Annotated in this window: 25 protein-coding genes; 7 read left to right on the top strand and 18 right to left on the bottom strand. The window is 38.0% G+C overall.

The window, feature by feature from the left end; genetic code table 11:
• Positions 1–180 precede the first annotated feature (180 nt).
• The 3 genes from IGJ27_RS02090 to IGJ27_RS02080 are packed head-to-tail and all read right to left on the bottom strand — an operon-like array spanning position 181 to position 2,943.
• A complete protein-coding gene (locus IGJ27_RS02090; protein ID WP_178306183.1) occupies positions 181–303 on the bottom strand; it encodes a FeoB-associated Cys-rich membrane protein in 123 nt (40 codons plus the stop codon).
• A complete protein-coding gene (gene feoB / locus IGJ27_RS02085; RefSeq protein ID WP_053765767.1) occupies positions 304–2,439 on the bottom strand; it encodes a ferrous iron transport protein B in 2,136 nt (711 codons plus the stop codon).
• Between the two features lie 3 nt (positions 2,440–2,442).
• On the bottom strand, positions 2,443–2,943 hold the full coding sequence (locus tag IGJ27_RS02080; RefSeq protein WP_010720065.1) for a FeoA family protein: 501 nt from the start codon (positions 2,941–2,943) through the stop codon (positions 2,443–2,445).
• 408 nt (positions 2,944–3,351) lie between these two features.
• Between IGJ27_RS02080 and nrdH the strand changes: the two genes are divergently transcribed.
• From nrdH to nrdF, 3 genes are all read left to right on the top strand, one after another.
• Positions 3,352–3,576, top strand: a complete 225-nt coding sequence (gene nrdH / locus IGJ27_RS02075; RefSeq protein WP_010738447.1) for a glutaredoxin-like protein NrdH — start codon at positions 3,352–3,354, stop codon at positions 3,574–3,576.
• A 146-nt stretch (positions 3,577–3,722) separates the two neighbouring features.
• Positions 3,723–5,882: a class 1b ribonucleoside-diphosphate reductase subunit alpha gene (gene nrdE / locus IGJ27_RS02070; RefSeq protein WP_178306184.1), complete on the top strand. Its 2,160-nt coding sequence runs from the start codon at positions 3,723–3,725 to the stop codon at positions 5,880–5,882.
• A 54-nt stretch (positions 5,883–5,936) separates the two neighbouring features.
• Positions 5,937–6,905, top strand: a complete 969-nt coding sequence (gene nrdF / locus IGJ27_RS02065) for a class 1b ribonucleoside-diphosphate reductase subunit beta (protein WP_178306185.1) — start codon at positions 5,937–5,939, stop codon at positions 6,903–6,905.
• A 95-nt stretch (positions 6,906–7,000) separates the two neighbouring features.
• Here nrdF and IGJ27_RS02060 read toward each other — a convergent pair whose 3' ends face one another.
• From IGJ27_RS02060 to IGJ27_RS02040, 5 genes are read right to left on the bottom strand one after another with little or no spacing between them, the layout of a single operon-like run.
• Positions 7,001–7,705: an SIS domain-containing protein gene (locus IGJ27_RS02060; protein WP_010720069.1), complete on the bottom strand. Its 705-nt coding sequence runs from the start codon at positions 7,703–7,705 to the stop codon at positions 7,001–7,003.
• A gap of 44 nt (positions 7,706–7,749) precedes the next feature.
• Entirely contained in the window at positions 7,750–8,544 is a 795-nt protein-coding gene (locus tag IGJ27_RS02055; protein WP_010720070.1) for a PTS system mannose/fructose/sorbose family transporter subunit IID, read from the bottom strand.
• A complete protein-coding gene (locus tag IGJ27_RS02050) occupies positions 8,528–9,337 on the bottom strand; it encodes a PTS mannose/fructose/sorbose/N-acetylgalactosamine transporter subunit IIC (protein ID WP_010720071.1) in 810 nt (269 codons plus the stop codon). Before IGJ27_RS02050 ends, IGJ27_RS02055 begins: the two co-directional genes overlap by 17 nt.
• A 9-nt stretch (positions 9,338–9,346) precedes the next feature.
• Positions 9,347–10,306 (bottom strand): PTS mannose/fructose/sorbose transporter subunit IIAB, encoded by a 960-nt coding sequence (locus tag IGJ27_RS02045; protein WP_178306186.1) that lies wholly within the window; start codon positions 10,304–10,306, stop codon positions 9,347–9,349.
• Positions 10,303–11,619 carry an alpha-L-fucosidase gene (locus IGJ27_RS02040; protein WP_178306187.1) on the bottom strand — a complete coding sequence of 439 codons (1,317 nt, stop codon included), beginning with the start codon at positions 11,617–11,619 and terminating at the stop codon, positions 10,303–10,305. The genes IGJ27_RS02045 and IGJ27_RS02040 overlap by 4 nt, the downstream gene beginning before the upstream one ends.
• A gap of 188 nt (positions 11,620–11,807) precedes the next feature.
• Here IGJ27_RS02040 and IGJ27_RS02035 point away from each other — a divergent pair, with 188 nt between their 5' ends.
• The 4 genes from IGJ27_RS02035 to IGJ27_RS02020 are packed head-to-tail and all read left to right on the top strand — an operon-like array spanning position 11,808 to position 16,506.
• The gene (locus IGJ27_RS02035) at positions 11,808–13,265 is read left to right on the top strand and encodes a rhamnulokinase (protein WP_178306188.1); all 1,458 of its coding nucleotides are present in this window, start codon (positions 11,808–11,810) and stop codon (positions 13,263–13,265) included.
• Positions 13,252–15,033 carry an L-fucose isomerase gene (locus tag IGJ27_RS02030; RefSeq protein WP_034699509.1) on the top strand — a complete coding sequence of 594 codons (1,782 nt, stop codon included), beginning with the start codon at positions 13,252–13,254 and terminating at the stop codon, positions 15,031–15,033. Before IGJ27_RS02035 ends, IGJ27_RS02030 begins: the two co-directional genes overlap by 14 nt.
• A 21-nt stretch (positions 15,034–15,054) precedes the next feature.
• Positions 15,055–15,693, top strand: coding sequence for an L-fuculose-phosphate aldolase (locus IGJ27_RS02025; protein WP_218619965.1), 639 nt, complete (start codon positions 15,055–15,057; stop codon positions 15,691–15,693).
• A 54-nt stretch (positions 15,694–15,747) separates the two neighbouring features.
• On the top strand, positions 15,748–16,506 hold the full coding sequence (locus IGJ27_RS02020) for a DeoR/GlpR family DNA-binding transcription regulator (RefSeq protein WP_010720077.1): 759 nt from the start codon (positions 15,748–15,750) through the stop codon (positions 16,504–16,506).
• 196 nt (positions 16,507–16,702) lie between these two features.
• Here the strand turns inward: IGJ27_RS02020 and alsE are convergent, their stop codons facing one another.
• The 10 genes from alsE to IGJ27_RS01970 all read right to left on the bottom strand — a co-directional run bounded on the left by alsE (position 16,703) and on the right by IGJ27_RS01970 (position 25,006).
• A complete protein-coding gene (alsE, locus tag IGJ27_RS02015) occupies positions 16,703–17,419 on the bottom strand; it encodes a D-allulose 6-phosphate 3-epimerase (protein WP_010720078.1) in 717 nt (238 codons plus the stop codon).
• 70 nt (positions 17,420–17,489) lie between these two features.
• A complete protein-coding gene (locus IGJ27_RS02010; protein WP_010720079.1) occupies positions 17,490–18,587 on the bottom strand; it encodes a PTS fructose transporter subunit IIC in 1,098 nt (365 codons plus the stop codon).
• Between the two features lie 18 nt (positions 18,588–18,605).
• The gene (locus IGJ27_RS02005) at positions 18,606–18,929 is read right to left on the bottom strand and encodes a PTS fructose transporter subunit IIB (protein ID WP_178306190.1); all 324 of its coding nucleotides are present in this window, start codon (positions 18,927–18,929) and stop codon (positions 18,606–18,608) included.
• Between the two features lie 21 nt (positions 18,930–18,950).
• Positions 18,951–19,403 carry a PTS sugar transporter subunit IIA gene (locus tag IGJ27_RS02000; protein ID WP_438791683.1) on the bottom strand — a complete coding sequence of 151 codons (453 nt, stop codon included), beginning with the start codon at positions 19,401–19,403 and terminating at the stop codon, positions 18,951–18,953.
• Between the two features lie 19 nt (positions 19,404–19,422).
• Positions 19,423–19,734: a PTS fructose transporter subunit IIB gene (locus IGJ27_RS01995; RefSeq protein WP_010720082.1), complete on the bottom strand. Its 312-nt coding sequence runs from the start codon at positions 19,732–19,734 to the stop codon at positions 19,423–19,425.
• Positions 19,731–20,171 (bottom strand): PTS sugar transporter subunit IIA, encoded by a 441-nt coding sequence (locus IGJ27_RS01990; protein WP_178306191.1) that lies wholly within the window; start codon positions 20,169–20,171, stop codon positions 19,731–19,733. Before IGJ27_RS01990 ends, IGJ27_RS01995 begins: the two co-directional genes overlap by 4 nt.
• Positions 20,161–21,645, bottom strand: coding sequence for a BglG family transcription antiterminator (locus IGJ27_RS01985; RefSeq protein ID WP_010720084.1), 1,485 nt, complete (start codon positions 21,643–21,645; stop codon positions 20,161–20,163). Before IGJ27_RS01985 ends, IGJ27_RS01990 begins: the two co-directional genes overlap by 11 nt.
• Positions 21,646–21,986: 341 nt before the next feature.
• Positions 21,987–23,126, bottom strand: a complete 1,140-nt coding sequence (locus IGJ27_RS01980) for an AI-2E family transporter (RefSeq protein WP_178306192.1) — start codon at positions 23,124–23,126, stop codon at positions 21,987–21,989.
• Between the two features lie 319 nt (positions 23,127–23,445).
• Positions 23,446–24,159, bottom strand: coding sequence for an MgtC/SapB family protein (locus tag IGJ27_RS01975; RefSeq protein ID WP_010720086.1), 714 nt, complete (start codon positions 24,157–24,159; stop codon positions 23,446–23,448).
• A gap of 145 nt (positions 24,160–24,304) precedes the next feature.
• On the bottom strand, positions 24,305–25,006 hold the full coding sequence (locus IGJ27_RS01970) for a glucosamine-6-phosphate deaminase (protein ID WP_010720087.1): 702 nt from the start codon (positions 25,004–25,006) through the stop codon (positions 24,305–24,307).
• Between the last annotated feature and the right edge of the window lie 400 nt (positions 25,007–25,406).

The following is a 25,406-nucleotide window of genomic DNA, read 5'->3' as shown; positions in this document are numbered from 1 at the left end:
TCCTTCTCTTTTTCAGTTACATCTTACTATGGGAAATCAAAATAAGCAAAAAATCTTAAAAAGGTTTTAAGTCTGTTCCTTGGAGAAAAATCAAAAGAAGCAGAATCAACCACTCAAAAAAACAACGAACGATGAACTGTTTTTCGATCATCACTCGTTGTTTTTATCATCTCTCATCCGTTAGACTTTCTTTACTGGGCAAGCACTTTTACAGTCATCACACGTTTTTCCTGATTTGATACGTGAAAATACAATATAACCAGCACTGCCAAAGATCAATACACTTAATAAAAAAGTCGCCATTTAATTTCCACCTTCTAATGATAACGTCAAAATTTCTTGTTTCTTCTGCTGCTTTTTCAATAAAGCGTAACCTAATCCAATCAGGACCATACCTGCTAAATAAGTCGAAAATACGATAGAGCCGCCTTCTAATAAATGAGCGAACTGATAAATCATGAAGCTTACCAAGTAAGCAAACCCACATTGATAGCCAACTGCGATCAGTGTCCATTTCCTTGAATTCATTTCACGATGGATCGCACCGATTGCTGCAAAACAGGGAGCACAAAGCAGATTGAAGGACAATAAGGAATAAGCAGCAGCGGAAGTATACGTACCTTGTAATGCTTGCCAAATCTCTCGACCATTTTCCGCTACTTCTTTGTGCCCAAACAAAATACCAAAAGTCCCAATGACATTTTCTTTGGCCACTAATCCAGTGATCGTAGCTACTGTTCCTTGCCAATTCCCCCATCCTAGTGGTTGGAAAAGAGGAGCCACAATCCGTCCAACACTTGCTAGAATACTTTGATCTTCCGTAACAGGTTGACCAAAAAAGTTATACGAAGAAGTAAACCAAATCAAAATACTTGAAACAAAGATGATCGTTCCTGCTTTTTTGACGAATGATTTACTGCGGTCATAGGTTTGGCGTAAAATCGTTGTTCCTTGTGGAAAATGATACGCTGGTAGTTCCATAATAAATGGTGCGGTATCGCCAGCAAATAACTTCGTCTTCTTCAACATGATCCCTGATAAAACGATGGAAGACATACCTAGAAAATAAGCAGAGGGTGCTACCCAAGAAGTATGGGGGAAAAACGCTCCTGCAATCAAAGCAATGATTGGTAATTTAGCAGAACATGGCATAAACGTTGTGACCATGATCGTCAAGCGCCGATCTTGCTCATTTTCAATGGTTCGGCTAGCCATCACCCCTGGAACGCCACAACCTGTAGCAATCAACATAGGAATAAACGATTTTCCTGACAAACCAAATTTCCGAAATAAACGATCCATCACAAAAGCGATCCGTGACATGTAGCCACAATCTTCCAAGAAACTTAAACACAAGAACAAGACGATCAGCTGAGGTAGAAAGCCCAACACTGCGCCTACCCCTGCTATGATTCCATTGAGGATCAATTGTTGCATCCACTGTGCCACTTGCCAGTTGACCAGTACCTGTTCGACGTGTTGTGGCAACCAGCTGCCAAATAACGTGTCATTGATCCAATCAGTTCCCATTGTTCCGATTGTTTGAATCGCTAAATAATAGATCAGCCACATGACAAAAGCAAAAATTGGTAAAGCGAACCAGCGATTAGTAACGATTCGATCGATTTTATCACTGATGGACAAGCGAAATGAATCCGTAGACACGACACAAAGTGCAGTAAGTTGCGTTAGCCATTCATATCGTTCATTAATAACTATTGTTTCGCTATCTTCATCAAATAGTCTCTCTGTCAGACGAATCAGCTGCTCAATTTCTTTTTCTTGTTTTGTCGTTATTGTTTGTTTTTCCCATAACTGTGGATCACGCTCAAAATATTTGATGGCAGACCAGCGTTGAAAAGGCTGATCTTTTCCTAATATCTCTTCGATTTCATGGATTGCAGCTTCTAGTCGATCGTCATAATTAGTTAGTAAGGATACCTTCTGTTCTTTTGGCTGCTTGGAGGCATCAATGATTTTCTTCGTGAGTTTATCCAACCCTTCTTTTTTCAATACACTGATAGGAACCACAGGTATGCCTAAACCATAACTTAATTTTTCGACATTGATTTTTTTGCCATTTTTTTTAATGATATCCATCATATTCAGTCCGATAATGATGGGGATGCCTAGATCTAATAATTGTGCAGTCAGATAAAGATTTCTTTCTAAATTTGTGGCATCGACAATATTGATGATCAGATCAGGACATTCGTTGGTCAGATAATCTCTCGCAATTACTTCTTCAGGTGTATAAGGTGACAGGGAATAGATTCCAGGTAAATCTTGAATCTTGATTATCGGATTCTTCTTCATTTTTCCTTCTTTTTTTTCCACCGTTACCCCTGGCCAATTCCCTACGTATTGTTTAGCACCAGTTAAGGCATTGAATAAACTACTCTTTCCACTATTAGGGTTACCAACTAAAGCTACCTTCATTTTTTACACCTCTTTTTGCACAAGGATCAACATTGCTTCTTCTTTACGAAGCGTTAACTCATACCCTCGCAAGGTAATTTCTAACGGATCTCCTAGTGGTGCTAATTTTCTTACGGTCAAAGGAACATTTTTCGTTACACCCATATCCATCAAACGCCGTTTAACAGCGCCTTTTCCATGTATCCCTACAACGATTCCTCGTTCTCCAACAGTCAGTTGATCTAATGAAGTCCAGTTATCCTTAGAAAGTTCGTTCTTTTTCACTAAAATTTGTTTAAACAACTCTCGATCGATCGCGATCCGATTATTTTTTAGCAGGACGATTCCATTACTTCCTGATCGATTGATAACAACGAGTTTACTTCCAACGATTATACCGAGATTTTGCAAATGTTTTTTGACTGCTTCACTCGTTTGCAATTTTTCAATTTGGTAAACAAGATTTAGCTTCGCTTCTTCTAAAGGGACAGTGGCATCTAAAGATAAAGTAGCATTCAAATTCATAAATCGATTTTCATCTCCTTCTTGTGAAAAACATCATGATAATTCTTTCTATTTATTTTTCCTATTATTTACTTATTTTATCAACATACATTGAGAATCATTCTCAATAAGAATACTCTCGTTACTTGATAAAGTCAACGAACGTTGTGATTTTATGAGCGAACTTTCATTTAACCACTTAATAAGGAGATAAAAAAATCTTTTCGGGGATTTTTCCACAGCCTTCACTGTACTAAAACAAGTATTTTTTCCCCTGTTACTTGTTTTCAGCTGTTTTTCAAAAACCACAAAACATAGTATTCCACAGTTTCCACAACACAAGATGTAGTGTTTGTTGTTTGACTTTTTTACTAATAGTTTTATACTATTCATTATAGATAAACAAGAGCTGTGGAGGAGGCAATACACATGAATGTCAAAATATTTTCTAAAAATAATTGTATGCAATGCAAGATGGTCAAACGCTTTTTAACTGACAACCAAATCGATTTTGAAGAAGTTAATATCGACGAACAACCAGATGCAATTGAATGGTTAAAAGCTCAAGGATTCCAAAGTGTTCCTGTCATTACGTCAGATGCACAAACGGTGATCGGGTTTCGACCAGATCAACTTCGCAAACTTGCTAGTTAGTCACCAGTCAATCGAAATGGAAAAGAACGTAGAATTGGATTTGATGGAATTGAGGCACTTGTTTTTGCCGTAAACTCCCCAAATCCTTTTTTACAGCACGAAACAATATTCACTATCAAAATATGGAATGAAGGTTGGGCGTACTTATGAGTCTTAAGCAGTTAAAAGATGTTAGTTACTTTAAATTAAACAATGAAATCAATCGACCAGTAAATGGTCAGATCCCGCTAAATAAAGATAAAGAAGCGCTAACCGCTTTTTTTGAAGAAAATGTCAAACCAAACACGATGACGTTTGCAACAGCAATGGATAAAATCAATTATTTGATTGAAAACGACTATTTAGAGTCAGAATTTATCCAACTGTACTCTGCTGAATTTATTGAATCACTTTATCAATTTTTAGCAGAACAACACTTTACCTTTAAATCATTTATGGCTGCCTACAAATTTTATTCACAATATGCGTTAAAAACGAATGACGGGACTGCTTATCTTGAATCTTATGAAGATCGAGTAGCTTTCAACGCACTTTATTTTGCTAATGGTGATGAACAATTGGCGCTGTCTTTAGCAGATGAAATGATCCACCAACGTTACCAACCTGCTACCCCTTCTTTCTTGAATGCCGGTCGGAAACGTCGTGGGGAACTCGTTTCTTGTTTCTTGACACAAGTAACTGATGATATGAACTCTATCGGTCGTTCGATCAACTCTGCTTTACAACTATCACGTATCGGTGGTGGTGTTGGAATCACTCTTTCAAACCTACGTGAAGCGGGGGCACCGATCAAAGGTTATGAAGGAGCAGCAAGTGGTGTTGTCCCTGTTATGAAATTATTTGAAGATAGTTTTAGCTATTCAAACCAATTAGGTCAACGTCAAGGTGCTGGTGTCGTTTATTTGAACGTCTTCCACCCAGATATCATTGCTTTTCTTTCTGCCAAGAAAGAAAATGCAGATGAAAAGATCCGAGTAAAGACACTTTCACTTGGTGTAATCGTTCCTGATAAATTTTACGAGTTAGCTCGTAAAAATGAAGAAATGTATCTTTTCAGTCCTTATAGTGTGGAAAAAGAATATGGCGTGCCATTTTCTTATGTCGACATCACTGCTGAGTATGATCATTTAGTAGCGAATCCTAATATTCGGAAACAAAAAATCAAAGCACGTGAACTTGAAAATGAAATTTCGAAATTACAACAAGAATCCGGTTATCCTTATATCATCAATATTGATACAGCGAATCGTGAAAATCCAGTTGACGGAAAGATCATCATGAGTAACTTGTGTTCGGAAATCCTACAAGTTCAAACACCTTCTGTTATCAATGGAAAACAAGAATATGAAGTATTAGGAACGGACATCTCATGTAATCTCGGTTCGACTAACATCGTTAACTTGATGGACAGCCCTGATTTTGGTCAGTCTGTGCGTACGATGACACGGGCATTGACTTACATCACAGATGCTTCCGATATCGATGTTGTCCCTCCAATCCAAAATGGAAACAAATTGAATCATACGATCGGACTAGGAGCAATGGGCTTACACACTTTCTTTGCGAAGGAACAAATGGCGTATGGCTCTGAAGAATCCTTAGATTTCACAAATATTTACTTTATGCTTTTAAATTACTGGACATTAGTTGAAAGTAATACGATTGCTCGTGAAAGAAAACAAGTCTTCCATAACTTTGAAAAATCTGCTTATGCAGATGGAAGCTATTTTGATAAATATGTTACTGGAGAATTCCAACCAAAATCTGATAAAGTAAAAGCTTTATTTGAAGGAATCTTTATTCCAACTGCTGAAGATTGGGAAAGCTTAAAACAAGCGATCATGACCGATGGTTTATACCATCAAAATCGTCTAGCTGTAGCACCGAATGGTTCGATTTCTTATATCAATGACACTAGTGCAAGTATTCATCCGATTACACGCATGATCGAAGAGCGTCAAGAAAAGAAAATCGGGAAAATCTATTACCCAGCGCCTTATCTGTCAAATGAAACAATTCCTTACTATACTTCAGCTTATGACATGGACATGCGAAAAGTCATTGACATTTACGCAACTGCTCAACAACATGTAGATCAAGGAATGAGTTTAACCCTATTTATGCGTTCTGAAATCCCAGAAGGTCTATATGAATGGAAAACAACGACTAAACAAACAACACGTGATTTGAATATCTTACGTCACTACGCTTTCCATAAAGGAATCAAATCAATTTATTACGTTCGGACATTTACTGATGATGCAGAAGAAATCGGCAGCAATCAATGTGAAAGTTGTGTCATCTAAAACAAGTAAGCAAAAAATGAACAGACAGGTAATTTAAATAAAGGAGCATTTCTCATGTCAGAAACTTACTATGAAGCAATAAACTGGAATGAAATTGAAGATATCATTGATAAATCTACGTGGGAGAAACTAACTGAACAATTTTGGTTAGATACCCGTATTCCTTTGTCTAATGATTTAGATGACTGGCGGACACTGTCACAGTTAGAAAAAGATACGGTTGGCCATGTCTTCGGTGGACTGACTTTACTCGATACTGTCCAATCAGAAAGCGGAATGGATCAGCTGCGTAAGGATGTCCGTACGCCGCATGAAGAGGCTGTATTGAACAATATCCAATTTATGGAATCGGTCCATGCAAAAAGCTATTCTTCCATTTTTAGTACATTGAATACAAAAAAAGAAATCGAAGAAATCTTTGAATGGACGAATACAAATCCTTATTTACAAAAAAAAGCGGAACGTATCAATGAAATCTACAAAAATGGCACACCTTTAGAAAAGAAAATCGCTAGTGTGTTCTTAGAAACATTCTTATTTTATTCCGGCTTTTATACTCCGCTTTATTATTTAGGAAATAATAAGTTAGCGAATGTAGCAGAAATCATCAAATTGATTATTCGAGATGAATCAGTTCATGGAACTTACATTGGCTACAAATTCCAATTAGGTTACAATGAACTATCCGAAGAAGCACAAGAACAGTTAAAAGACTGGATGTACAATTTATTATATGAATTGTACGAAAATGAAGAACGTTATACCGAAGAACTGTATGATCCAATCGGTTGGACGGAAGAAGTGAAAACATTCTTGCGCTACAATGCCAATAAAGCATTGATGAACTTGGGAATGGATCCACTTTTTCCAGATACAGCAAATGATGTCAATCCGATCGTGATGAACGGTATCTCTACCGGTACCAGCAACCATGATTTCTTCTCACAAGTGGGGAATGGCTATCTCTTAGGGCATGTGGAAGCAATGCAAGATGAAGATTATTTGATTGGCTTGGATGACTAAATAGAAAAAGAACGTTTAAGCGTTGGGTTGTCCCCTCCTTAAACGTTCTTTTTTATGTGCTTTTTCTCAGTCAATCATTTGATATGTTCATGAAACTAAATATGGAAAATTCTCTCTGCATACTGGTCTTCGATTTTTAGATTTCGTTCGTGTCCCCCATCGATATTCGCACTTAAATAAACTGGCGGTTCAAAACCTTGAGCAACCATTCGCTCAATGGCTTCTAACATCGTTTGTTGGAGTAACAATGTAGCCGCATATGTCGAAGTCCCGCAGACTTTGGTCTCTAATCCATCAACAGGTAATACCGCATCACCATAAACAGAGTGGTTATCTAAAACAACATCTGCAAATTCATACAATAACTTTCCACTTTCATGTCGTGAAGTGGATGCTTTAGAGGCAGCCAATGCCGTGACCACGATCAATTTATTTCCACGCTTTTTGATTTCCTCAGCCATTTCAATTGCCATGGGGTTTCTCCCAGAATTAGAAATCAGGAAAAAGACATCATTGGGATGGATGGATACTTTGTGCATGAGCGTTCGTCCGACACCAGCATGTTGTTCGTACATGCCCCCCGCAGGATCTAAAATCAGTTTTGACGGTATCAATCCACCTGCACGCCCACTGATTTCTAGCGCTGCTGCATGGGAATGTCCGCTACCAAAAGCCTGCGTAATCCCACCGTTCATAATTCCATCGGCTACGATTTGGGCTGCTTTCGTTATATTTTCTGTTTCATACTTCTCTAATGTTTCAGTTAATTTTTTACATTCTTCAAAAAATGCGAGTGTCATAAGGCTCTCTCCTTTTTATGATTATTCCTCATTTAGTTAGAAAATCACATGATTCCGAATACTCTTAATAAAATCGATAACACCATGATCGCTAAAATCGCTCTTGTTGAATTAAAGTATTTTTTGCCTAACAACCAATAAATGACACCCACTAAAAGGGCTGGAATCATCATCGGCATGATCTGATCTAGTGTTTCTTGAAGGTTAAGTTCGACATCTCCCGTTTTAAAGGTCCAAGTAATTTGGGCATTGATCACCGATGGAATCATGGCACCAATCACCGTGACCCCTAATAAAGTGGCAGCATTGGTCAATGCATTCAAATGTCCGGACATACTAGTCACTAATTTCACGCCTTGAGTATAACCTATTCTTACAGAGAAAAATCGAAAGACTAAAATCGCCAGATTCACTAATACCCAAACAGCAACTCCGATCGCGTTTCCTTGTAGAGCTAAATAGGAAGCCACTGAACCAAAAACAGTTGGGAACAATACTCCAAAAATCGTATCCCCGACACCAGCAAATGAACCCATTAATCCAGTTTTCAAACTAGACACCGTATCTTTTGATTGTTTGCCTTCAGCTTCTTCAGTAGCGATATCGATTCCCAAAATAAAACCGCCCATATGTGGTGTTGTATTAAAAAATTGACTTTGCATGTTCATCATGGCAATCTTGGTTTCTTCATCGTCGCCGTAGAGTTTTTCGATGATCGGTAACATGGAGTACAAATAGCCCCCACCCATCATTCGCTCATAGTTCCAAGACAATTGGCTACCATACAACCAATTGATACTTACTTTATCTAGGTCTTTTTGATTAATCTTCGTACTCATCAGCACTTAATCCTCCTTTTCCATTTGCATCAGCTTGAGCCACTTGTGTCAGATTGTTTTGCTTTCCGATCAAATTCTTAAATTGTAAAATGGCTAAAGCCAATCCTAATAAAGCCACGCCAAACATAGGCATCTTTAAGTAAGCAACTGCCAAAAACCCAATCATCAAGTACGTAATGAAATTTTTAACTGGTAAAAATCTTAATAAAATGGCGATACCGACTGCTGGTAACATGCCTCCTGCAACTGCCAACCCGCCAGTCAACCATTCTGGAATTACATCTGAAACAATTTGAATCACTCGGTCACCAAAACTAAAGACGATAAAAATAGGTACTCCTCGTGATAATCCCCAACTCATTGCTCCCAACAAGTGATAAATTCTTATTTTTTTAGTATCAGCTAAACGAATATTTTTATCGATTCTCTTTTGAAAGAACACATTGCAAAATCGAGCAAAAATATCTAACTGGATCATCAACAATGCTACTGGAACAGCTAATCCGATACCAAATTCCACACCTCTTCCACTCGTAATCGCAAAAACAGTTCCCACGATCGAAGCGGTCATATAATCTGGGACACTTGCTCCTCCATAAGCTTGAATACCCAATCCCATTAATTGCAATGTCGCACCTACTGCCAATCCAGTGGTCAGATCCCCCATTACTAAACCTGTAATGGTACCTACGATCAGTGCTTGGTTAGCAATCACATTGATCCCTAAATTTTCGATGATGACATAAAATCCTAACAGTGATAATACGATGATTTGCCAAATTTCTATATTCATTCGTTCCCCCTACTTTCCGTAAAATTGTGAAAATCGTTTTTCTTCTTCCATTGGTACCATTTGTGCCGTCACAACGACTCCTGCTTTTTCCAACTCTAAAATCTTCGCAATTTCTGCTTCGGTTAAAAAGACGGATTTTTTGATTTGAAGGGTTCCTTCTCTCGAACTGGCATTGCCTAAATTAAATGATTCAATTGGTACACCCGCATCGATCAAATCAAAGATCGTTTGAATCTTTTTGGTAAGCAACATGATTTTTTGATCTTGATAAATCCCTTCTTTTAACCGTTTTGCAGCGGTAACCGTTTTCAATATACTCAATTTGATACCACCAGGAACAGCAGCTTTTAAAGAGGCCTTAGCAATTGGATCATTGACCACTCCATCATCAACGATCATAACTCTTGTTGTTCCCATTTTCCCTAACCAAAGTGTCGCTACTTGACCATGGATCAACCGTTCATCCAATCGGACATGGCTGATCCCCAATTCACTCATTTTGTTGGAAACGGAAGCCACAACTGATGGCTCAGTCTCTGCTGTGTTCGATGGTAAATCCGCTGCGGTGCTTCCAAGGGACGTTTTAATCCCTTGAACACCGACGGTCAAAATATTCTGAACGATTTCATTCAGCGAAGCCTTAGGATTAAAGCGTTCGCTATAAGCTTGAAGCAGCATCGGAATATTCAAACCAGAAACAATTTCGATTTTTCTGCTTCCTTCTTCTTTCAGCTGGTTCAGCTGATTAAAAGGTGTCCCACTCCATAGATCAACTAAACACAACAGTTCATCATCAACGGAATACTTCGCTAACACCTGTTCCACTTGGTGGCGAAACTCTTCTGGACTATTTTCAGGCATCAATACACACACATCTACCTGTTCTTGTTCTCCAAAGATCATGTCTCCCGTTTGCTTTACGCCTAAAGCGAACTCGCCATGGCTTGCAAGAATAATGCCGATACTCATTTTTCTTCCTCCTTTAGTGTTAATTCAATCACTGGGATCAATTCATTTGGTTCTTTAATCGGAATGTTTAGCATCAACATGCTCGGGTCAAGCGCCTCCTTCACATGAACTTCAGTAATCTCTTTGTATAAATTAGTTGTCGCTTTTCTTTCTCCTCCTAAATGCTTCGTATCGACAAAACGAATCTCGGAACCATCATTGAGCAGTTTCGCAAACTTCACTTTCCCACCTAATTCTGGTAATAAAATCGTTCGATAAGGCCAACTAAAAATGTGAAGATATAATTTATTTCCTTTTTGAGTGTATCGACAATCTTGAGGTGGTGTAAAACTAGATAACCCCGCACCGTAAATCGCTTTTCCATGTTTTCGTAGCCATTGACCAACAGAACTTAAAATGCTATTGCTATTGTCATCCCACTCTCCTCGTGCGTTTGGTCCAATATTCATCGTGAAATTCCCACCTTTGGAGACAGTATCCACTAGTTGTTTCGCTACCATTTCACTCGTTTTGAAATTAAGGTTATCCCGATCGTAACCCCAACTATTATTTAAGGTTTGAACGGTTTCCCATACCTCTTCTTCGTTGTCCATTGCCTTACTTCTAGCAAATTGTTCTGGGGTAAGTACACCACGATGTAAGTCTAACCGGTCATTGATCAAAATATTGGGTTGAATCTCATGGATCATTTTTTCTAATTCAACACTTCCCCAATCTTGCGCCCCTTTACCGACCGAAGTCCCCCAATCTCTGCTTTTATAAGAAAAATCAAACCATAGATAGTCAATCGTACCGTAACTTGTCAATAATTCTCTGACTTGATTTGCCATAAATTGGCGATAATTTTCCATGTTGCCAGGATGTTGTTCGATATAGGTTGGATTATTTCTCATTGGATGATAGCCATCTACTAAGAAATCTGGATGATGCCAGTCTAATAGAGAATAATAAAGACCGATCTTGATTCCAACTTGACGAAATGCTTCAATCAATTCTCCTAACAAATCTCTCTGATATGGTGTTTTTCCTATGTGATATTCTGTTTCTTTCGTATGCCATAAACAAAAGCCATCATGATGTTTTGCTGTAATAATGACATACTTAAAACCTGCTTCTTTGGCTTTTTGAGCCCATTCATGTGGATCTAATAAATCAGGATCGAATTGATCCAGATATTTTTGGTAATCTGCTACACTGATTTCTTCTAAAGTCTGGACCCATTCATGTCTTCCTGCCACTGAATACAATCCGAAATGAATAAATAAACCATATCGACTCTCAGAAAACCATTTTCGTTCACTATTTACACTCATTTTTTTCCTCCGTTAACATTTCTATTTGATTTAACCAAAGTATAACGAGCAATTTAAAACGTTTCCATACTTGAATAATTTGTTGACATTTATTCAAAAAATGATTCACGCGAAAATATGTAAGCGTTCTATTGTATGATTATAACCGAAGCAGATTTGCTATCCACTTAGAAAAGGAGGAAAAATCTATGAGTACGATCTTAGCCTTTGATTTAGGTGCTACCAGTGCGCGAGGTATCGTTTTTTCCTTAATGAATGGTCAAATCAAGGAAGAAAAAGTTTATCGTTTCACTGATTACCAAGTGATTGATCCCAACAAAGATGAAATCCATTGGAATATTGAGAAAATCATGACGAATATCAAGGAAATCATTACTTTAGCAACTACAGAATATGTCATTGAAAGTATCGGCATCGATACATGGGGCTGTGATTTTGGTTTGATAAATAAAAAAGGACAGCTAGTGCTACCACCACTTTGCTATCAAACTATGCTGAAAGAACCTAATTTACATTATGGTGGGGATTTACCAACTCACTTTCACGAACGTACAGGGATTCCAAATGCATCGATCAATACCAGTTCCCAACTACTCTACTTGAAAGAACATTATCCTGAGCAGCTAAATAAAGCAAGTACTCTTTTGATGATGCCTGATCTGATCCATTTTTTATTAACAGGTACGATCTTAACAGAATCTTCGATCGCCTCAACGAGTCAATTATTCGATATCGATAAACATCAATGGGCATCCGACCTTATTGAACAATTAGGGATTTCCCCTTCCTTGTTCTCAACGATCGTTCTTCCATATACAAAAATCGGTTTGATAAATCTAGCCGAAAAACAACTTCCGATTCATTCGGTGATGTCCCATGATACTGCTAGTGCGATCTTTGCTTTACCAACCAACGATCACTCTTGTTTCTTTTTATCCTCTGGCACCTGGTCTGTTCTAGGAGAAAAATCAGAAAGAGGAATTTTGGTCAATCACCCATTAGATACGAACTATTCTTATGAACAAGCCGGTGATGGAAAAATATTAAAACTCAAAAACATGTTAGGAATGTGGTTCATTGAGGAAGCTTTAGCGTTCAGCAATCAAACCCAGTCAATCACGATCCAACAGATCCAAGACATGCTACTTACTGCTGAGCCGATTCATTTTTTCTTTGATAACGAACATCCTGAATTTTTGAGTAAAGGTCAATTTGTAAAAAAATTGCAGCAATACGGAAACCAACATCATTTTTCATCAATTGAAGAGCCACAACAATTGTTTTTAGCCATCTATCAAAATCTAGCATTTAAATACGCTGAAACGTTCGATAAATTAGCAGGTTCCGCTCCTTTCACTAAGCTATATTTATTTGGTGGTGGGAGTAAATCACACTTTTTGACTCAACTAACAGCCAATTTAACGCAAACGACGATAGAGGTCTGCTATTCTGAAAATTCAGCTTTAGGTAATGCGTTAGCCCAATTTTTAGCGATCAAAGCAATCAAAAATAGAGAGGAATTAGTTACGCTCGTCACAGAAAATTATCCACCAATTTCTTTTTTTCCAGAAACTTCGACACCCTTTAACCAAACTTATATCAACTATAAACAATTTATGAGGAGGAACATCAATGAATTATCCTAAAATCGGCATTAGACCCACGATCGATGGCAGACAAGGAGGCGTCCGTGAATCATTAGAACAACAAACGCTGGACATGGCGCGTCGAGCAAAAGAATTGATCGAATCATCCCTTTATTACATGGACGGCACTCCAGTACAGTGCGTTTTACCAGAACAAACGATTGGCGGTTACGCCGATGCCAGCTTTGTTGACGATGATTTTGCCCGTCAAGATGTGGTCGCTACCTTAACGGTGACACCTTGCTGGTGCTATGGCACAGAAACGATCGATTTACGACCAGATACCTTTAAGGCGATTTGGGGATTTAATGGTACAGAACGACCAGGAGCTGTTTACTTAGCTGCCGCTATGAGTGGCTATGCGCAAAAAGGAATCCCTGCCTATAAGATCTATGGTGAACAAGTCCAAGATAGTGACGACAAGTCGATTCCCGCTGACGTCCAAGAAAAAATCTTACTCTTTGCACGTGCGAGTGTGGCTGCCGGGGAAATGAAAAACAAATCTTATGTGAATATCGGTGCTTCTTCAATGGGAATTGCCGGTAGTCAAATCAATCAAACCTTTTTTGAAAAATATCTAGGAATGCAAGTCGAATATGTGGATATGACTGAAGTCTTACGTCGAATCGAACTAAATATCTTTGATCCGAAAGAATATGACACCATTAGAACTTGGATCAAACAATATTGTCAGGAAGGAATCGATATCAATGCAGGCAAGTCATTCCCTGAAGTCATTACAAAATCACGCTATATCGCTGAAGAAGATCAGTGGGACTTTATTGCCAAACAAACCCTAATCGTTCGTGATCTTTTATTTGGCAACCCTGAACTAGCAAAATTGGGTTGGCTGGAAGAAGCAAAAGGCAGAAATGCCATTGCTGGAGGGTTCCAAGGACAACGACAATGGACCGACTGGCTACCCAATGGTGATTTTATGGAATCTATTTTAACCAGTACTTTTGACTGGAACGGCCCTAAACAACCCGTCTCATTCGCTACTGAAAATGATACCTGTAACGCTGCTGCTATGTTATTTGGCTCTTTATTGACTAATAAAGCACCGATTTTTTCCGATGTCAGAACCTATTGGAGTGCGGAGTCAGTGGAAAGAATCACTGGGCACAAATTAACGGGTAAAGCACAACATGGCTTAATCCATCTACTGAATTCAGGTGCGAGTGCTTTAGATGGCAGTGGTGGAAGTATCGATCACGAAGGTAATCCAACAATGAAAGAATTTTGGAATATGACGAAAACCGATATCCAAGCCTGCTTGGAAAAAACAAAATGGTGTCGTGCTAATTATGAATACTTTAGAGGCGGTGGCTTCTCCAGCCAATATCATCTACAAGCAGAATTACCTTTAACGCTCATTCGTTTGAATATCGTTGAGGGTGTGGGACCAACTTTACAAGTAGCAGAGGGTTATTCCTGTTCATTACCTGATGAAGTCCATGACATCTTAAACGAACGAACCGATCAAACATGGCCAACACTCTGGTTTGCACCAAACTTAGGTGAAAAAGGCTTTGAAGATGTGTATACGATGATGAACCACTGGGGAAGCAACCATGGCGCTAGTGTCCACGGTCACGTAGGCGCAGAACTACTGACATTAGCCAGTATGCTTCGCATTCCCGTTTCACTTCACAACGTACCTAGTGAAAAAATCTTTAGACCCCACGCCTTTTCTGGTTTCGGAACAAAAGATTTAGAAGCAGCTGATTTCAATGCTTGCCAATCATTTGGCCCCTTTTATAAATAAGATGATGGAAGAAGGATTATGATGTATTCAATACAAAAACAAGAATTGATCGATTATGGAAATAAATTAATAGCAGATAGCTATACCTTAGGAACAGGCGGAAATTTAAGTACGTATATCCGACAAGATGAAGTGATGCTCATCACGCCTTCTGGAATCCCATTTGATAAAATCGAATTACCTGACATCGTGACTATGCGATTAGATGGAACGATCGTTCAAGGTCATCGTCGTCCTTCCAGTGAATGGCGAATGCACGGGATCATGTATGAAAAGCGGGAAGATCTAGACTATATCATCCATGGTCACACGATTTATTCCACTGCGCTAGCGGTCCTCAGACAACCATTGCCTGCATCACATTACATGATTGCTGTTGCCGGTAAAGATGTTCGTTGTGCAGACTATGCTTCATTTGGCACGGAAGAATTATCTCTAAATGCCTATGAAGCCATGAAAGATCGAAAAGCCGTTTTATTAGCAAATCATGGCGTTTTGACTGGTGGAAAGACAATGACTGAAGCCTTTGCCGTTTTAGAAGAATTAGAATATTGTTCAAAAGTCCATATCATAGCTTCAAGTGTTGGCAAACCAACCTTGATGTCCGAAGAAGAAATGGCAAATATGGCGATTCGTTTTAAAACATACGGACAAAAATAAGTTTCTTGTGGTACACTTTAGTCATGTTAGACCAGTGGTTAAGGAGGGATAGCCATGACTGAGTCACGAAAAGAACAAATCTTAACTTTGCTAAAAAAATATAAAAAATTAGATAACTCAGAACTGCAAAAACAGTTGTTTTGCTCTCCTTCGACTTTAAGGCGTGAATTAGTCGCACTTGAAAAAGATGGGATCATCCGTCGTTACCGTGGTGGTGTCGTTTTAGAAGTCGAACGAAATCACGTCATCTCAACAAATTATCGTGAAAATGTCATGGTTCAAGAAAAAGAAAAAATTGCGGAGATCGCTAGCACATTTATCGGACCAGGAATGAGTCTTTTTATTGACTCAAGTTCAACTGTGAAACAGCTGCTTCCCTATTTAGTTAAACTGTCAAATCTCGTTGTCATAACCAATGGCTTGAAAATCGCCTATGAGCTTTCCCAAGCTTGTACGGAAGATTCCAAAGTTTTTATGCTGGCGGGTGAAGTAATCAAGGATGCCGAGAGCGTTGTTGGGGACTATGGGAATTCTTTCTTAGACCTTTTTCAAATCGATTTATGTATTTTTAGTTCGACAGGAATTGATTTATCAGGGATCTATGAAGCTAATTTTGCTCAAGCCTTAGTGAAAAAGAAGGTAATGTCTAGAGGAGATAAAAGTTTGTTATTAGTCGACTATACAAAATTTGATAAAAAACATGCGTATAAATTTTCTGATTGGACCTCTTTTGAATACATCGTCACGGATCAACAACCAGCAGATGATTACTTACAACTTGCGTTGAAACACGATACCGAATTTCTCTATTGATCGATCATTTTTGAGAGATCGTGACAGAGGTACCTAAACCTAAGTACGCAAAATAAACCAAAGAATCCAAAAAATAGATTTCCCTATTTTTGAAGTTCTTTGGTTTATTTTTTGTTTATATTCTCAGCATTCCTTACACGGGTATTGCAAGAAAAGCGTATTTATTCCCTAAAAGTAATTTTTGATTCTTGTATAGCTATAGACTGTACGCATTTATACTATTTGATTCGACTGTTTTTCCAGTCATCTCTTCAAAATCTTTTTTCATGATCTCCCAAGAAGTTTTGATATCCTCATCTAAGCCGAATAATCCGCTACGCCCAATAATATAAATATCTGGATTGGCTTGATCAATTCGCTTAAATGATTGACGGTTAGACGAACCATCCATTTCGATCAAATAATGATATCCTTTTTCTTGCCGCAATTGTCGTAATGCGGTGATTTTATCTAATGTGCTTTCGATAAATCGTTGACCAGCAAATCCTGGATCAACTGTCATGATCGTTACTTTATCAACTAATTCGATATAAGGGAAAATCGTTTCAATTGGTGTTTCAGGATTTAAGACTACTCCAGCTTTTAAGCCAGCATCATGGATTTGATCAATCAAACGAAAAGCTAAACCGTCAAGTAATTCAGCATGCATACAAATCCATTCACATTTTTGTTGGATTAGTTGATTTACCCAAAAACTTTGATCGCTGACCATTAAATGAGCAGACATAGGTAATTGACTGATTTTACGTACTTCATCGATGAACCATGGCGATAATGTAATGTTCGGAACGTAATGACCGTCCATGATATCGATATGGTAAGAATCAACATGTTCATTCAAAAATTCGATTTGTTCTTTGAATTTATCTAAATCCATCGTCATTAAGGATGGTGAAAAAGCTACTTTGCTCATTGAAAAAACTCCTTTATTCTATAATTTATCTACACTATAGCGACACCTTTTAACTAATTTGCTTTATCGCTTAAAAGATTTGAATGTCATCTAAACGAATGTCTTCCTCTTCTTTTTCTGGGACTGTTGTGACTTCCTCACCAACATCTTTCTTAATGATGGCTAAAACAACCGCTGTCACGATCACATTGACTAAAATGGCGATAACGCCTGCCCAAGGACGTGACATCGTTGGGATCATTAAAACGCCTCCAAAAGGAACCGTTGCATCTGCACCTAAGATCATAGTAGTCGCACCACCAGCAAAGCCCCCGATTGCAGTTGCTACAACCCCACGAACAATATCATTCATCACTAGCGGGATGACCCCTTCAACGATATTGATCACACCCATAGGAACTGCTGACTTTAAGGTTTCCACTTCAACCTTTGTATAAATGTTTTTGCGGAAAAGTTTAGCTATGAAATAAGCCAAGCCAAAACCGATTGGTGTAGCGGTATTCACAAGTTGTAAAGCTGTAATAGGACCGTTCACGCCTTCTGCTTGCATCGTTAACACAAAAGCAAAAACTGTCTTGTTGATTGGTCCACCATAGTCAACACCACTTAGTAAACCGATCACTCCCCCAAAGATCAACAAGGAAGAGTTTCCTAATCCATCCAAGAAGTTCGTTAGTAAAGAAGTGAATGCTGCGACTGGAGCTCCAATCACATAGACCATCACTAATCCACCAATAAATGAAGCAACAAAAGGAATAATCAATGTTGGCATCAAGCCTTTTGCCCAATTTGGCACTTTGAAATATTTTAAAATTGCTAAAACAAGATAACCAGCTAGATAACCACCTAATATTCCACCAATAAACCCTGCACCGATCGCATTAGCTGTTAAACCAATAATAAAGCCAGGAGCAATACCAGGTTTTCCAGCAATGGAGTAAGAGATCCCCGTAGCAATCACGACTGGTAATAAGCCTAAACCAGCACCACCCATCGTTGCTAAGGCATCAAAAAATGAAAATTCGCCTTGCACCAAAGTTCCTTGGCTCGTTCCACCAAATGCCATCCCAATCGCAATCAGAAATCCCGCACCACACACAATGGGAATTAAATAAGAGATGGCAGTTAACAAATGTCCTTTCAGATTCAGCTTCTTTATCTTTTCCATCAGTCTTCCTCCTTATTTTTATGAAACACTTTGTTGTGCTAAGACTTCTTGCGCTTTTTCAATCAATTTATTGGGTGATTTCACCGCAATCTCGGTTGGTACTTGGATGATTCTTTTCCCTTCAAAACGTTCTCGACCACTGATTTTCACGTCAACTGCTAAGATCACCAAATCTGCTTCCTTGATTTGTTCGGCCGTCAATTCATTTTCGATCCCGATGGTGCCTTGAGTCTCTACGTGCATTTCGTGACCTGCTTTTTTTGCCGCATTCTCTAGTTTCTCTTGGGCAATATAGGTGTGGGCAATCCCCACGGTACAAGCTGCTACTCCAACGATTTTCATCTTTTTATCCTCCTTTTATTTTTAGTTGAATGCTGCGACCACTTCATCTGCATCTTTTGCTTGGATCAATTGCTCGATTACTTCATCATTACCTAGTTTCCTAGCAAATAGCGAAAGTAACTTCAAATGTTCTTGTGCCCCTTCGTTATCATCCCCCACTGCAAATAAAATAATTCCTTTGACTCCCTTACCATCTAATGATTCCCACGGAATTTCATTTTCTGTAACACCGATTGCTACACCAATTCTATCTACATAAGGACTTTTCCCATGAGGAATGGCAATATAATTGCCGATCCCAGTTTGTCCTTCTTCTTCTCGCGCATAGATATCTGCCATGAAGCCATCTACATCTGTAATATAATGATTTTGCAATAACACCGTTGCCAATTCTTTGAGTACTTCATCTTTCGTTTCCCCCACTAAATTGGTCTTAATATTATTTGGATCAATGATTTTTGCTACTTCTACCATCAAATTTCACTCCTATTCTTTACTGTTTTACGACTTCCATGGCTTTCTCAATCAACTTATTTGGTGATTTGATCGCAATTTCAGTCGGTACTTGGATGATCCGCTTTCCTTCAAACCGTTCTCGACCACTGATTTTTACATCCACTGCTAAGATCACCAAATCTGCTTCTTTGATTTGTGCAGGCGTTAGTTCATTCTCGATCCCGATGGTTCCTTGGGTTTCTACGTGTATCTCATGCCCTGCTTTTTTAGCTGCATTTTCTAATTTTTCTTGAGCAATGTAGGTGTGGGCAATCCCCACGGTACAAGCTGCTACTCCAATGATTTTCATTTGTCATTTCTCCTTTCGTTTCCATCGATTGTTTCCAGTCTTTTTCCTTCTTTTAAAATTTCGATTACTTGTTCATCTGCTAGTAGGCGCATGAAGTTTGCTATTTGACGCTTGGTTTCGATTTTTTCTTGCGGTGCCAGAAATACCGCAAGAATCAACTCGACTTGTTGGATGGCTGGGTTCCAGTTCGCCATTCTTTGTTTCAATGGTAAAATAATGACTTTTGTTGCTTTGACTAATTGGTTTTCAATATGAGGTAGAAGTACCCCTTCATCAATTTGAATATCTCCAGTTTCCTCGCGTTCCAACAACGCTTGTACGATTTGTTCTTTTTTTATTCCCGTTTCTGAATCGACTTGCTGTGCTAGCCATTCATAGACTTCATTTCGTGAATGGAATACTGTGGGAGGAACATATTCGAGCCAATCATCTTTCATTGTATATTTCCTCAATCTTTCGTTGGATTCTTAACTGATCATCTGCTGTTAACATGCCGCTAACAAGTAATGTACGTGCAGGCAGCGGATCTTTGATTCCAATGGTTGTTAAAATCAATTCAATTCCGGGATTTTTTTCTAATGCTGATTGGTAATTCTTGGTGGCAATCACATCAACGACCGCCAGTTCAGGAAACTTCTTATTGATTTTTGCTCTTAATAATTCTGAAGTACCGATCCCTGTAGTACACATGATCAGTGTTTGAATCGGTAGTTGCTGTGTTTCCAACATCCGTGCAAAATATAATGTGATAAAACCGATTTCATCTTGATTGATCAAAGGCAGCTGATACTTTTTGCTAACATCTTTAGAAACAACTGATACATTTTTATAAATCTCTTCATAGGTCAATTGAATTTGTTCTAACAATCCGTTTTTGACATGGATATGATTTTTTAACCGATTGAGCATTGGTTTGATGTGATTGGCTAGATCAACAAAAATCGCTTCATTCGCCACCTTGAGATTGATTTTGTCGCCCACCTCTTTCAGGTAATAAGAGGTAATTTCTGATACTTTATCTGGAAAAACCTGTTTCTTTTGCGTTGTTTTTTCCATCCGTGAGGATACTAGATATTGATACAAATAATAGACTTCGTTCATCGGTAAGCGAGTAACGAGATAACGTTCCACGTTTTGGATCACGATCATCGCCATCTCATAGATTGGACTTTCGTGGTCTAATGATTGAAGTTGTTCGGTAGATAACTCGATTTCTTTGATTTGGTAATTCGTCTTTCTGGAACGGCTGATCATGATGTAAAGATGTGAAAAAATATTGACGTTATAAGGGTAAGGGATTCCGCCGCCTAATGTTTTTTCAATCAATTTCAATTGTTCTGATACAAACAACACATCGTAACGATTAAAATTCAGCTCTTTTGTGCGATTGATTTCATCAATATCAAGAATATTCATCCGCCAGATGACTTCGGCAATCCCTCGCCGAATATTTGTTTCTGATCCTTGGATCGCAAGCGTGCGATTTTTACGGATCAGTTCAAGATCAAACTTTTTTATTTTCTTAGCAATCTGCTTTTCATCATTGGCAATAGCAGAATCACCAACATAATAATCTCTGAACAGCTCAGTGATTTTAAGTGCTTTAGGTGAAACCATTAGCAATTCTTCCATTACTCGATCTTGACGTTCAGCAGGCGATAGCTCTACAGAGGGTTTATTCAGTTCATTGGTTTGTTCGATAAACTTCCCATAATCTAATTTGTACCCCCGACCTTTTTCGGCTAGGATCAAGTGACCGTTAGGAAATTCAAGATTGATTTTCTTTATCAAACGGTAAATTGTTTTGGTCGAAGTTTCTAATAGAATGGCTAGTTCTTCTGAAGTCATATAATCTTTTTGTTTTGATAACAAAAGGATCAACTTATTTTCTCGATTCATCTGACTAGTCATGTTTCATCCCCCCTGTGTATCTTTATCATAAGACACATTATTTATTTTGTTTCACTGGACTTTGTCCATTGCAACAGACATTTTTGTATGCGTTTTCTTTAACTTCGTTATCCGTTACTTACTTTTTACGAAAGCGTAAGAAAGATTTTGTTTATTATAGTCTTTTTTAACTTATTATGGGCAAAAATTACTCATTTTCAAATAATCCCAGGAACTCATAAGAATTTTAACAAAAAAAGAGAGTCTAGGACGTTTTCCTAGACTCTCTAATAAATAATGAATGGTGTACAAAATTACTTAGTGACTACTGTTGTGCTACCTTCTACTTCTTTATAGTACCTTTAATTTTCACGTCCATTCGTTTTTATCTCTTGGATCGTTGGTTCCACACCAGAATCAAACTTTCGCAATAAGTAAATTTTTCTGATATTCAAGACTAATGTTTTAATGACAGCATACACCGGAATACAAATCAACATTCCTAGAATCCCTGCAACACTGCCAGCACCGATCAATACTAAGATAATCGTTAATGGATGCATATTCATGTTTTTCCCAAATAATAACGGTTTGATTACATTTCCATCTAATTGTTGGATAACAAGGATCGAAAGCGCCATGTATAATGCTTGGAATGGTGAAACAAATAGACCAACGATCACTGCCGGGACAGCACCAATAAAAGGTCCCACATATGGAATAATATTGGTGATACCACAAAATACAGCTAACAATAAACTATATGGTTGTTTAAAGATGGTCATAGCAATAAAACTCATGATACCAATGATAACCGCATCAACGATCGTACTACTGATATATGCCGATAACGTCTCATTTAGTTCTTTGACCGTTTGACGTACTTCACCTCGAATCCCTTGTGGAAAGAATTTTGCTAAAGCATCGATAAATTTGTGTCCGTCTTTAAACATGAATAATAGAATAAAAGGCACGGTAAACAGTAAAACAAAAAACTGCATCATAAATGAAAAAACTTTAGAGACACTGCTGGATAAGCTTACCAATACAATATTGAACAAATTACTCAACGAAAGATTAGCCGAAGCTAATTGTTCTTCAATATTGAAATTTTTGATTTCCTCACGCTGTGCCAATTCATTGAGCCATTTACTTGTCTCTTCCGCATACATCGGCAAACTTTTAGTCAACTGGATCGTCTGTTCTGCCAATTGAGGAATCACATTCATTATCGCTAAAACCGCTAGTACGACTAGAACAACTAGCGTTAATATGTATCCATAAACCCTTGGGATTTTTCGTTTTTCCAAAAAAACAACGACCGGATCAAACATATAATAGAAAAATCCAGCAACCAGCAATGGCAATAAAATCGCTGATAACATTTTTAACACTGGACTAAAGACATTTGGCATCTGTAAAATAAAATATACCCCAATAATCATCAGTACCAACTCGACAGTCCAAAATAATAATTTTGAATTTTTAAACTTTGCTTGCATACCTCTCCTCCAACTCTTGATACTTTCATTTTATCATTTTATTAGAATTAAAGCGCTCTTTTCTGATAAACAGCTACAAAAATATTCTTTCTTTTTCTAATTACTAGTAGCTAATTTTCAAATTTAAAAAACTTCTAAGCTTAATGACTGAAATCATTATCTAAACAAATGCAAATAAATCAAAAAAAGACACCAAAAAACGCTCATTGGCTAAAATAGGAAATACTCTCTTAGCGAATGAGCGTTTTTTCTTTTGTAACCGACTCTTCATAAAACTAACGCGTGAAAAGCCTTATATTACCAACTGAAAGGAATTGTTTCATTGTGCCACACTAACTAAATGAAGCTTCATGATATTTTTATGGACAGATAACTCTTCAATGACATCTGCATAAGTCATGTCCTTTGGTAAGTCAATTGTATAAATATTTTTATATACCCGATAATCCTCCACGAAATCCACGTCAAAATTTACGTCTTCAATGATAATTCCTCGTTGTTCAAAATACTCGGTCAAGAAATCTTTGGTTTCTTTCCGATGAATATATTGGATTTCTAGTTTTTTGGTCGTTGGTACGTGGATAATTTTTTTGACAACCGTTAATGCAATCACGATCCCGATAAAACTAATGATCGCAATCCAATAAAATCCCATACCAATGGCGATTCCTAGTCCTGCAATCGCCCACAGGGAAGCAGCTGTGGTTAGCCCGGTGACTGATTGTTTCGTCACAATGATCGTGCCAGCTCCTAAAAACCCAACGCCACTAACGACTTGTGCAATCAAACGTGCTTCATCTGAGCGAATCGTACCAACTAGTTCTGGGTATTCTAACGCATCACGTAACGCTTTACTTGCAATTTCCACTTGGATCAACGCAATGATACAAGCACCCATACATACTAAAATATGCGTCCGCATCCCTGCTGGACGATTTTTATATTGCCGTTCAAATCCAATCGCCCCGCCAAAGATCAATGCAATCCCTAGTCGTAAGATGATTTCTGGGACCGATAAGATCATCTCATCCATATAAATCCCCTCCAAACCAATATAGCATGTTTCGCAACTTCAAACAAAGCAAATCCCCCCATTGCTTTGTGCGACAGATTAAAAATCTTATTCGATCAAAAAAGGGAGCTGAAAACGAGCAGCCCCCCAAAATTTTTATTTATTCTTATAGTTTGCTTCCTGCTGCATCATCAATAATCACGATCACGTTGTCGTGTTCTTGTAAAGCACTTGCTGGCAAATCAGTGGTCATTGGTCCTTGAATCATTCCTTTGATTGCATCTGCTTTGTTTTCACCATAAGCAAGTAAGACAATCTCTTTTCCTTTTAAGATCGAACCAATCCCCATTGAGACAGCTTTTGTTGGAACATCTTCTGCCTTTTCAAAGAATCGTTTATTCGCATTAATCGTTGATTCTGTTAAGTCCACTACTGAAGTTGTGCCATCAAATGGTGCACCAGGTTCATTGAATCCGATATGTCCATTTTGACCAATTCCTAGAATTTGGATATCGATTGGATGTTGTTCAAGGATTTCATCGTATTCTTGACAAGCCGCTTCAAGATCAGCAGCTTTTCCATCTGGTACATATGATTCTTTAAATGGTTTTTTATCAAACAATTGGCTATTCATAAAATGACGGTAACTTTGATCATCTGAACCGCCTAGTCCAACGTACTCGTCTAAGTTTACAGAAGTCATGTCACTGAAATCCAGATCGCTTGAAGTCATTTCTTTGTATAAAGTAATTGGCGTACTACCTGTTGCAAGACCTAATACTTTTGCCCCATTTTCCATGCCTTTTTTAATAATTTCAAAAGCTTTTTTTCCGCCCTCTTCAGCATTTTTCACTCGAATGATTTCCATAACGACTACTCCTTTGTTTTTGGTATAGCCCAATTATAGCACGACTTGTCTTTTTTTACAATATTAGTATAGACCAAAACCGACGATTTTCGTTTTCTTGACAATCTTGTCCCTTGCATGTTAGGTTGCATAAGATAACCTATCGCATGTCCTTTAAACTGATACTTTTAGTATACGTTTTTTATAATTAAAACATTAAAGACCAAGAAATTTAGAAAACAATCGCTACTTCTCATTAACTGAGAAACGATTTTCTAAAAGACGAGCAACTTATTTAAAAATTTTAACTGACATGTTCTCCTAGATTCGTTCGATCATGTCGAATGATCCTATAGTATGTTGAACAACTTCAGATCAGCTTTTTTATTTGTTTTGCTTTCTTCTATTAGTCTTCTTAACA

The organism is Enterococcus sp. DIV1726a, assembly GCF_051710985.1.
Taxonomy (GTDB): domain Bacteria; phylum Bacillota; class Bacilli; order Lactobacillales; family Enterococcaceae; genus Enterococcus_B; species Enterococcus_B hirae.
Note: the sequence above shows the minus strand (reverse complement) of the source record. Positions and strands in the feature narration are given on the sequence as shown.

Excerpts from the sequence above, each read along its gene's own strand:
- IGJ27_RS02090 (WP_178306183.1), bottom strand. The coding sequence starts at position 303 with ATGGCGACTTTTTTATTAAGTGTATTGATCTTTGGCAGTGCTGGTTAT.
- feoB (WP_053765767.1), bottom strand. The coding sequence starts at position 2,439 with ATGAAGGTAGCTTTAGTTGGTAACCCTAATAGTGGAAAGAGTAGTTTA.
- IGJ27_RS02080 (WP_010720065.1), bottom strand. The coding sequence starts at position 2,943 with ATGAATTTGAATGCTACTTTATCTTTAGATGCCACTGTCCCTTTAGAA.
- nrdH (WP_010738447.1), top strand. The coding sequence starts at position 3,352 with ATGAATGTCAAAATATTTTCTAAAAATAATTGTATGCAATGCAAGATG.
- nrdE (WP_178306184.1), top strand. The coding sequence starts at position 3,723 with ATGAGTCTTAAGCAGTTAAAAGATGTTAGTTACTTTAAATTAAACAAT.
- nrdF (WP_178306185.1), top strand. The coding sequence starts at position 5,937 with ATGTCAGAAACTTACTATGAAGCAATAAACTGGAATGAAATTGAAGAT.
- IGJ27_RS02060 (WP_010720069.1), bottom strand. The coding sequence starts at position 7,705 with ATGACACTCGCATTTTTTGAAGAATGTAAAAAATTAACTGAAACATTA.
- IGJ27_RS02055 (WP_010720070.1), bottom strand. The coding sequence starts at position 8,544 with ATGAGTACGAAGATTAATCAAAAAGACCTAGATAAAGTAAGTATCAAT.
- IGJ27_RS02050 (WP_010720071.1), bottom strand. The coding sequence starts at position 9,337 with ATGAATATAGAAATTTGGCAAATCATCGTATTATCACTGTTAGGATTT.
- IGJ27_RS02045 (WP_178306186.1), bottom strand. The coding sequence starts at position 10,306 with ATGAGTATCGGCATTATTCTTGCAAGCCATGGCGAGTTCGCTTTAGGC.
- IGJ27_RS02040 (WP_178306187.1), bottom strand. The coding sequence starts at position 11,619 with ATGAGTGTAAATAGTGAACGAAAATGGTTTTCTGAGAGTCGATATGGT.
- IGJ27_RS02035 (WP_178306188.1), top strand. The coding sequence starts at position 11,808 with ATGAGTACGATCTTAGCCTTTGATTTAGGTGCTACCAGTGCGCGAGGT.
- IGJ27_RS02030 (WP_034699509.1), top strand. The coding sequence starts at position 13,252 with ATGAATTATCCTAAAATCGGCATTAGACCCACGATCGATGGCAGACAA.
- IGJ27_RS02025 (WP_218619965.1), top strand. The coding sequence starts at position 15,055 with ATGTATTCAATACAAAAACAAGAATTGATCGATTATGGAAATAAATTA.
- IGJ27_RS02020 (WP_010720077.1), top strand. The coding sequence starts at position 15,748 with ATGACTGAGTCACGAAAAGAACAAATCTTAACTTTGCTAAAAAAATAT.
- alsE (WP_010720078.1), bottom strand. The coding sequence starts at position 17,419 with ATGAGCAAAGTAGCTTTTTCACCATCCTTAATGACGATGGATTTAGAT.
- IGJ27_RS02010 (WP_010720079.1), bottom strand. The coding sequence starts at position 18,587 with ATGGAAAAGATAAAGAAGCTGAATCTGAAAGGACATTTGTTAACTGCC.
- IGJ27_RS02005 (WP_178306190.1), bottom strand. The coding sequence starts at position 18,929 with ATGAAAATCGTTGGAGTAGCAGCTTGTACCGTGGGGATTGCCCACACC.
- IGJ27_RS02000 (WP_438791683.1), bottom strand. The coding sequence starts at position 19,403 with ATGGTAGAAGTAGCAAAAATCATTGATCCAAATAATATTAAGACCAAT.
- IGJ27_RS01995 (WP_010720082.1), bottom strand. The coding sequence starts at position 19,734 with ATGAAAATCATTGGAGTAGCAGCTTGTACCGTGGGGATTGCCCACACC.
- IGJ27_RS01990 (WP_178306191.1), bottom strand. The coding sequence starts at position 20,171 with ATGAAAGATGATTGGCTCGAATATGTTCCTCCCACAGTATTCCATTCA.
- IGJ27_RS01985 (WP_010720084.1), bottom strand. The coding sequence starts at position 21,645 with ATGACTAGTCAGATGAATCGAGAAAATAAGTTGATCCTTTTGTTATCA.
- IGJ27_RS01980 (WP_178306192.1), bottom strand. The coding sequence starts at position 23,126 with ATGCAAGCAAAGTTTAAAAATTCAAAATTATTATTTTGGACTGTCGAG.
- IGJ27_RS01975 (WP_010720086.1), bottom strand. The coding sequence starts at position 24,159 with ATGGATGAGATGATCTTATCGGTCCCAGAAATCATCTTACGACTAGGG.
- IGJ27_RS01970 (WP_010720087.1), bottom strand. The coding sequence starts at position 25,006 with ATGGAAATCATTCGAGTGAAAAATGCTGAAGAGGGCGGAAAAAAAGCT.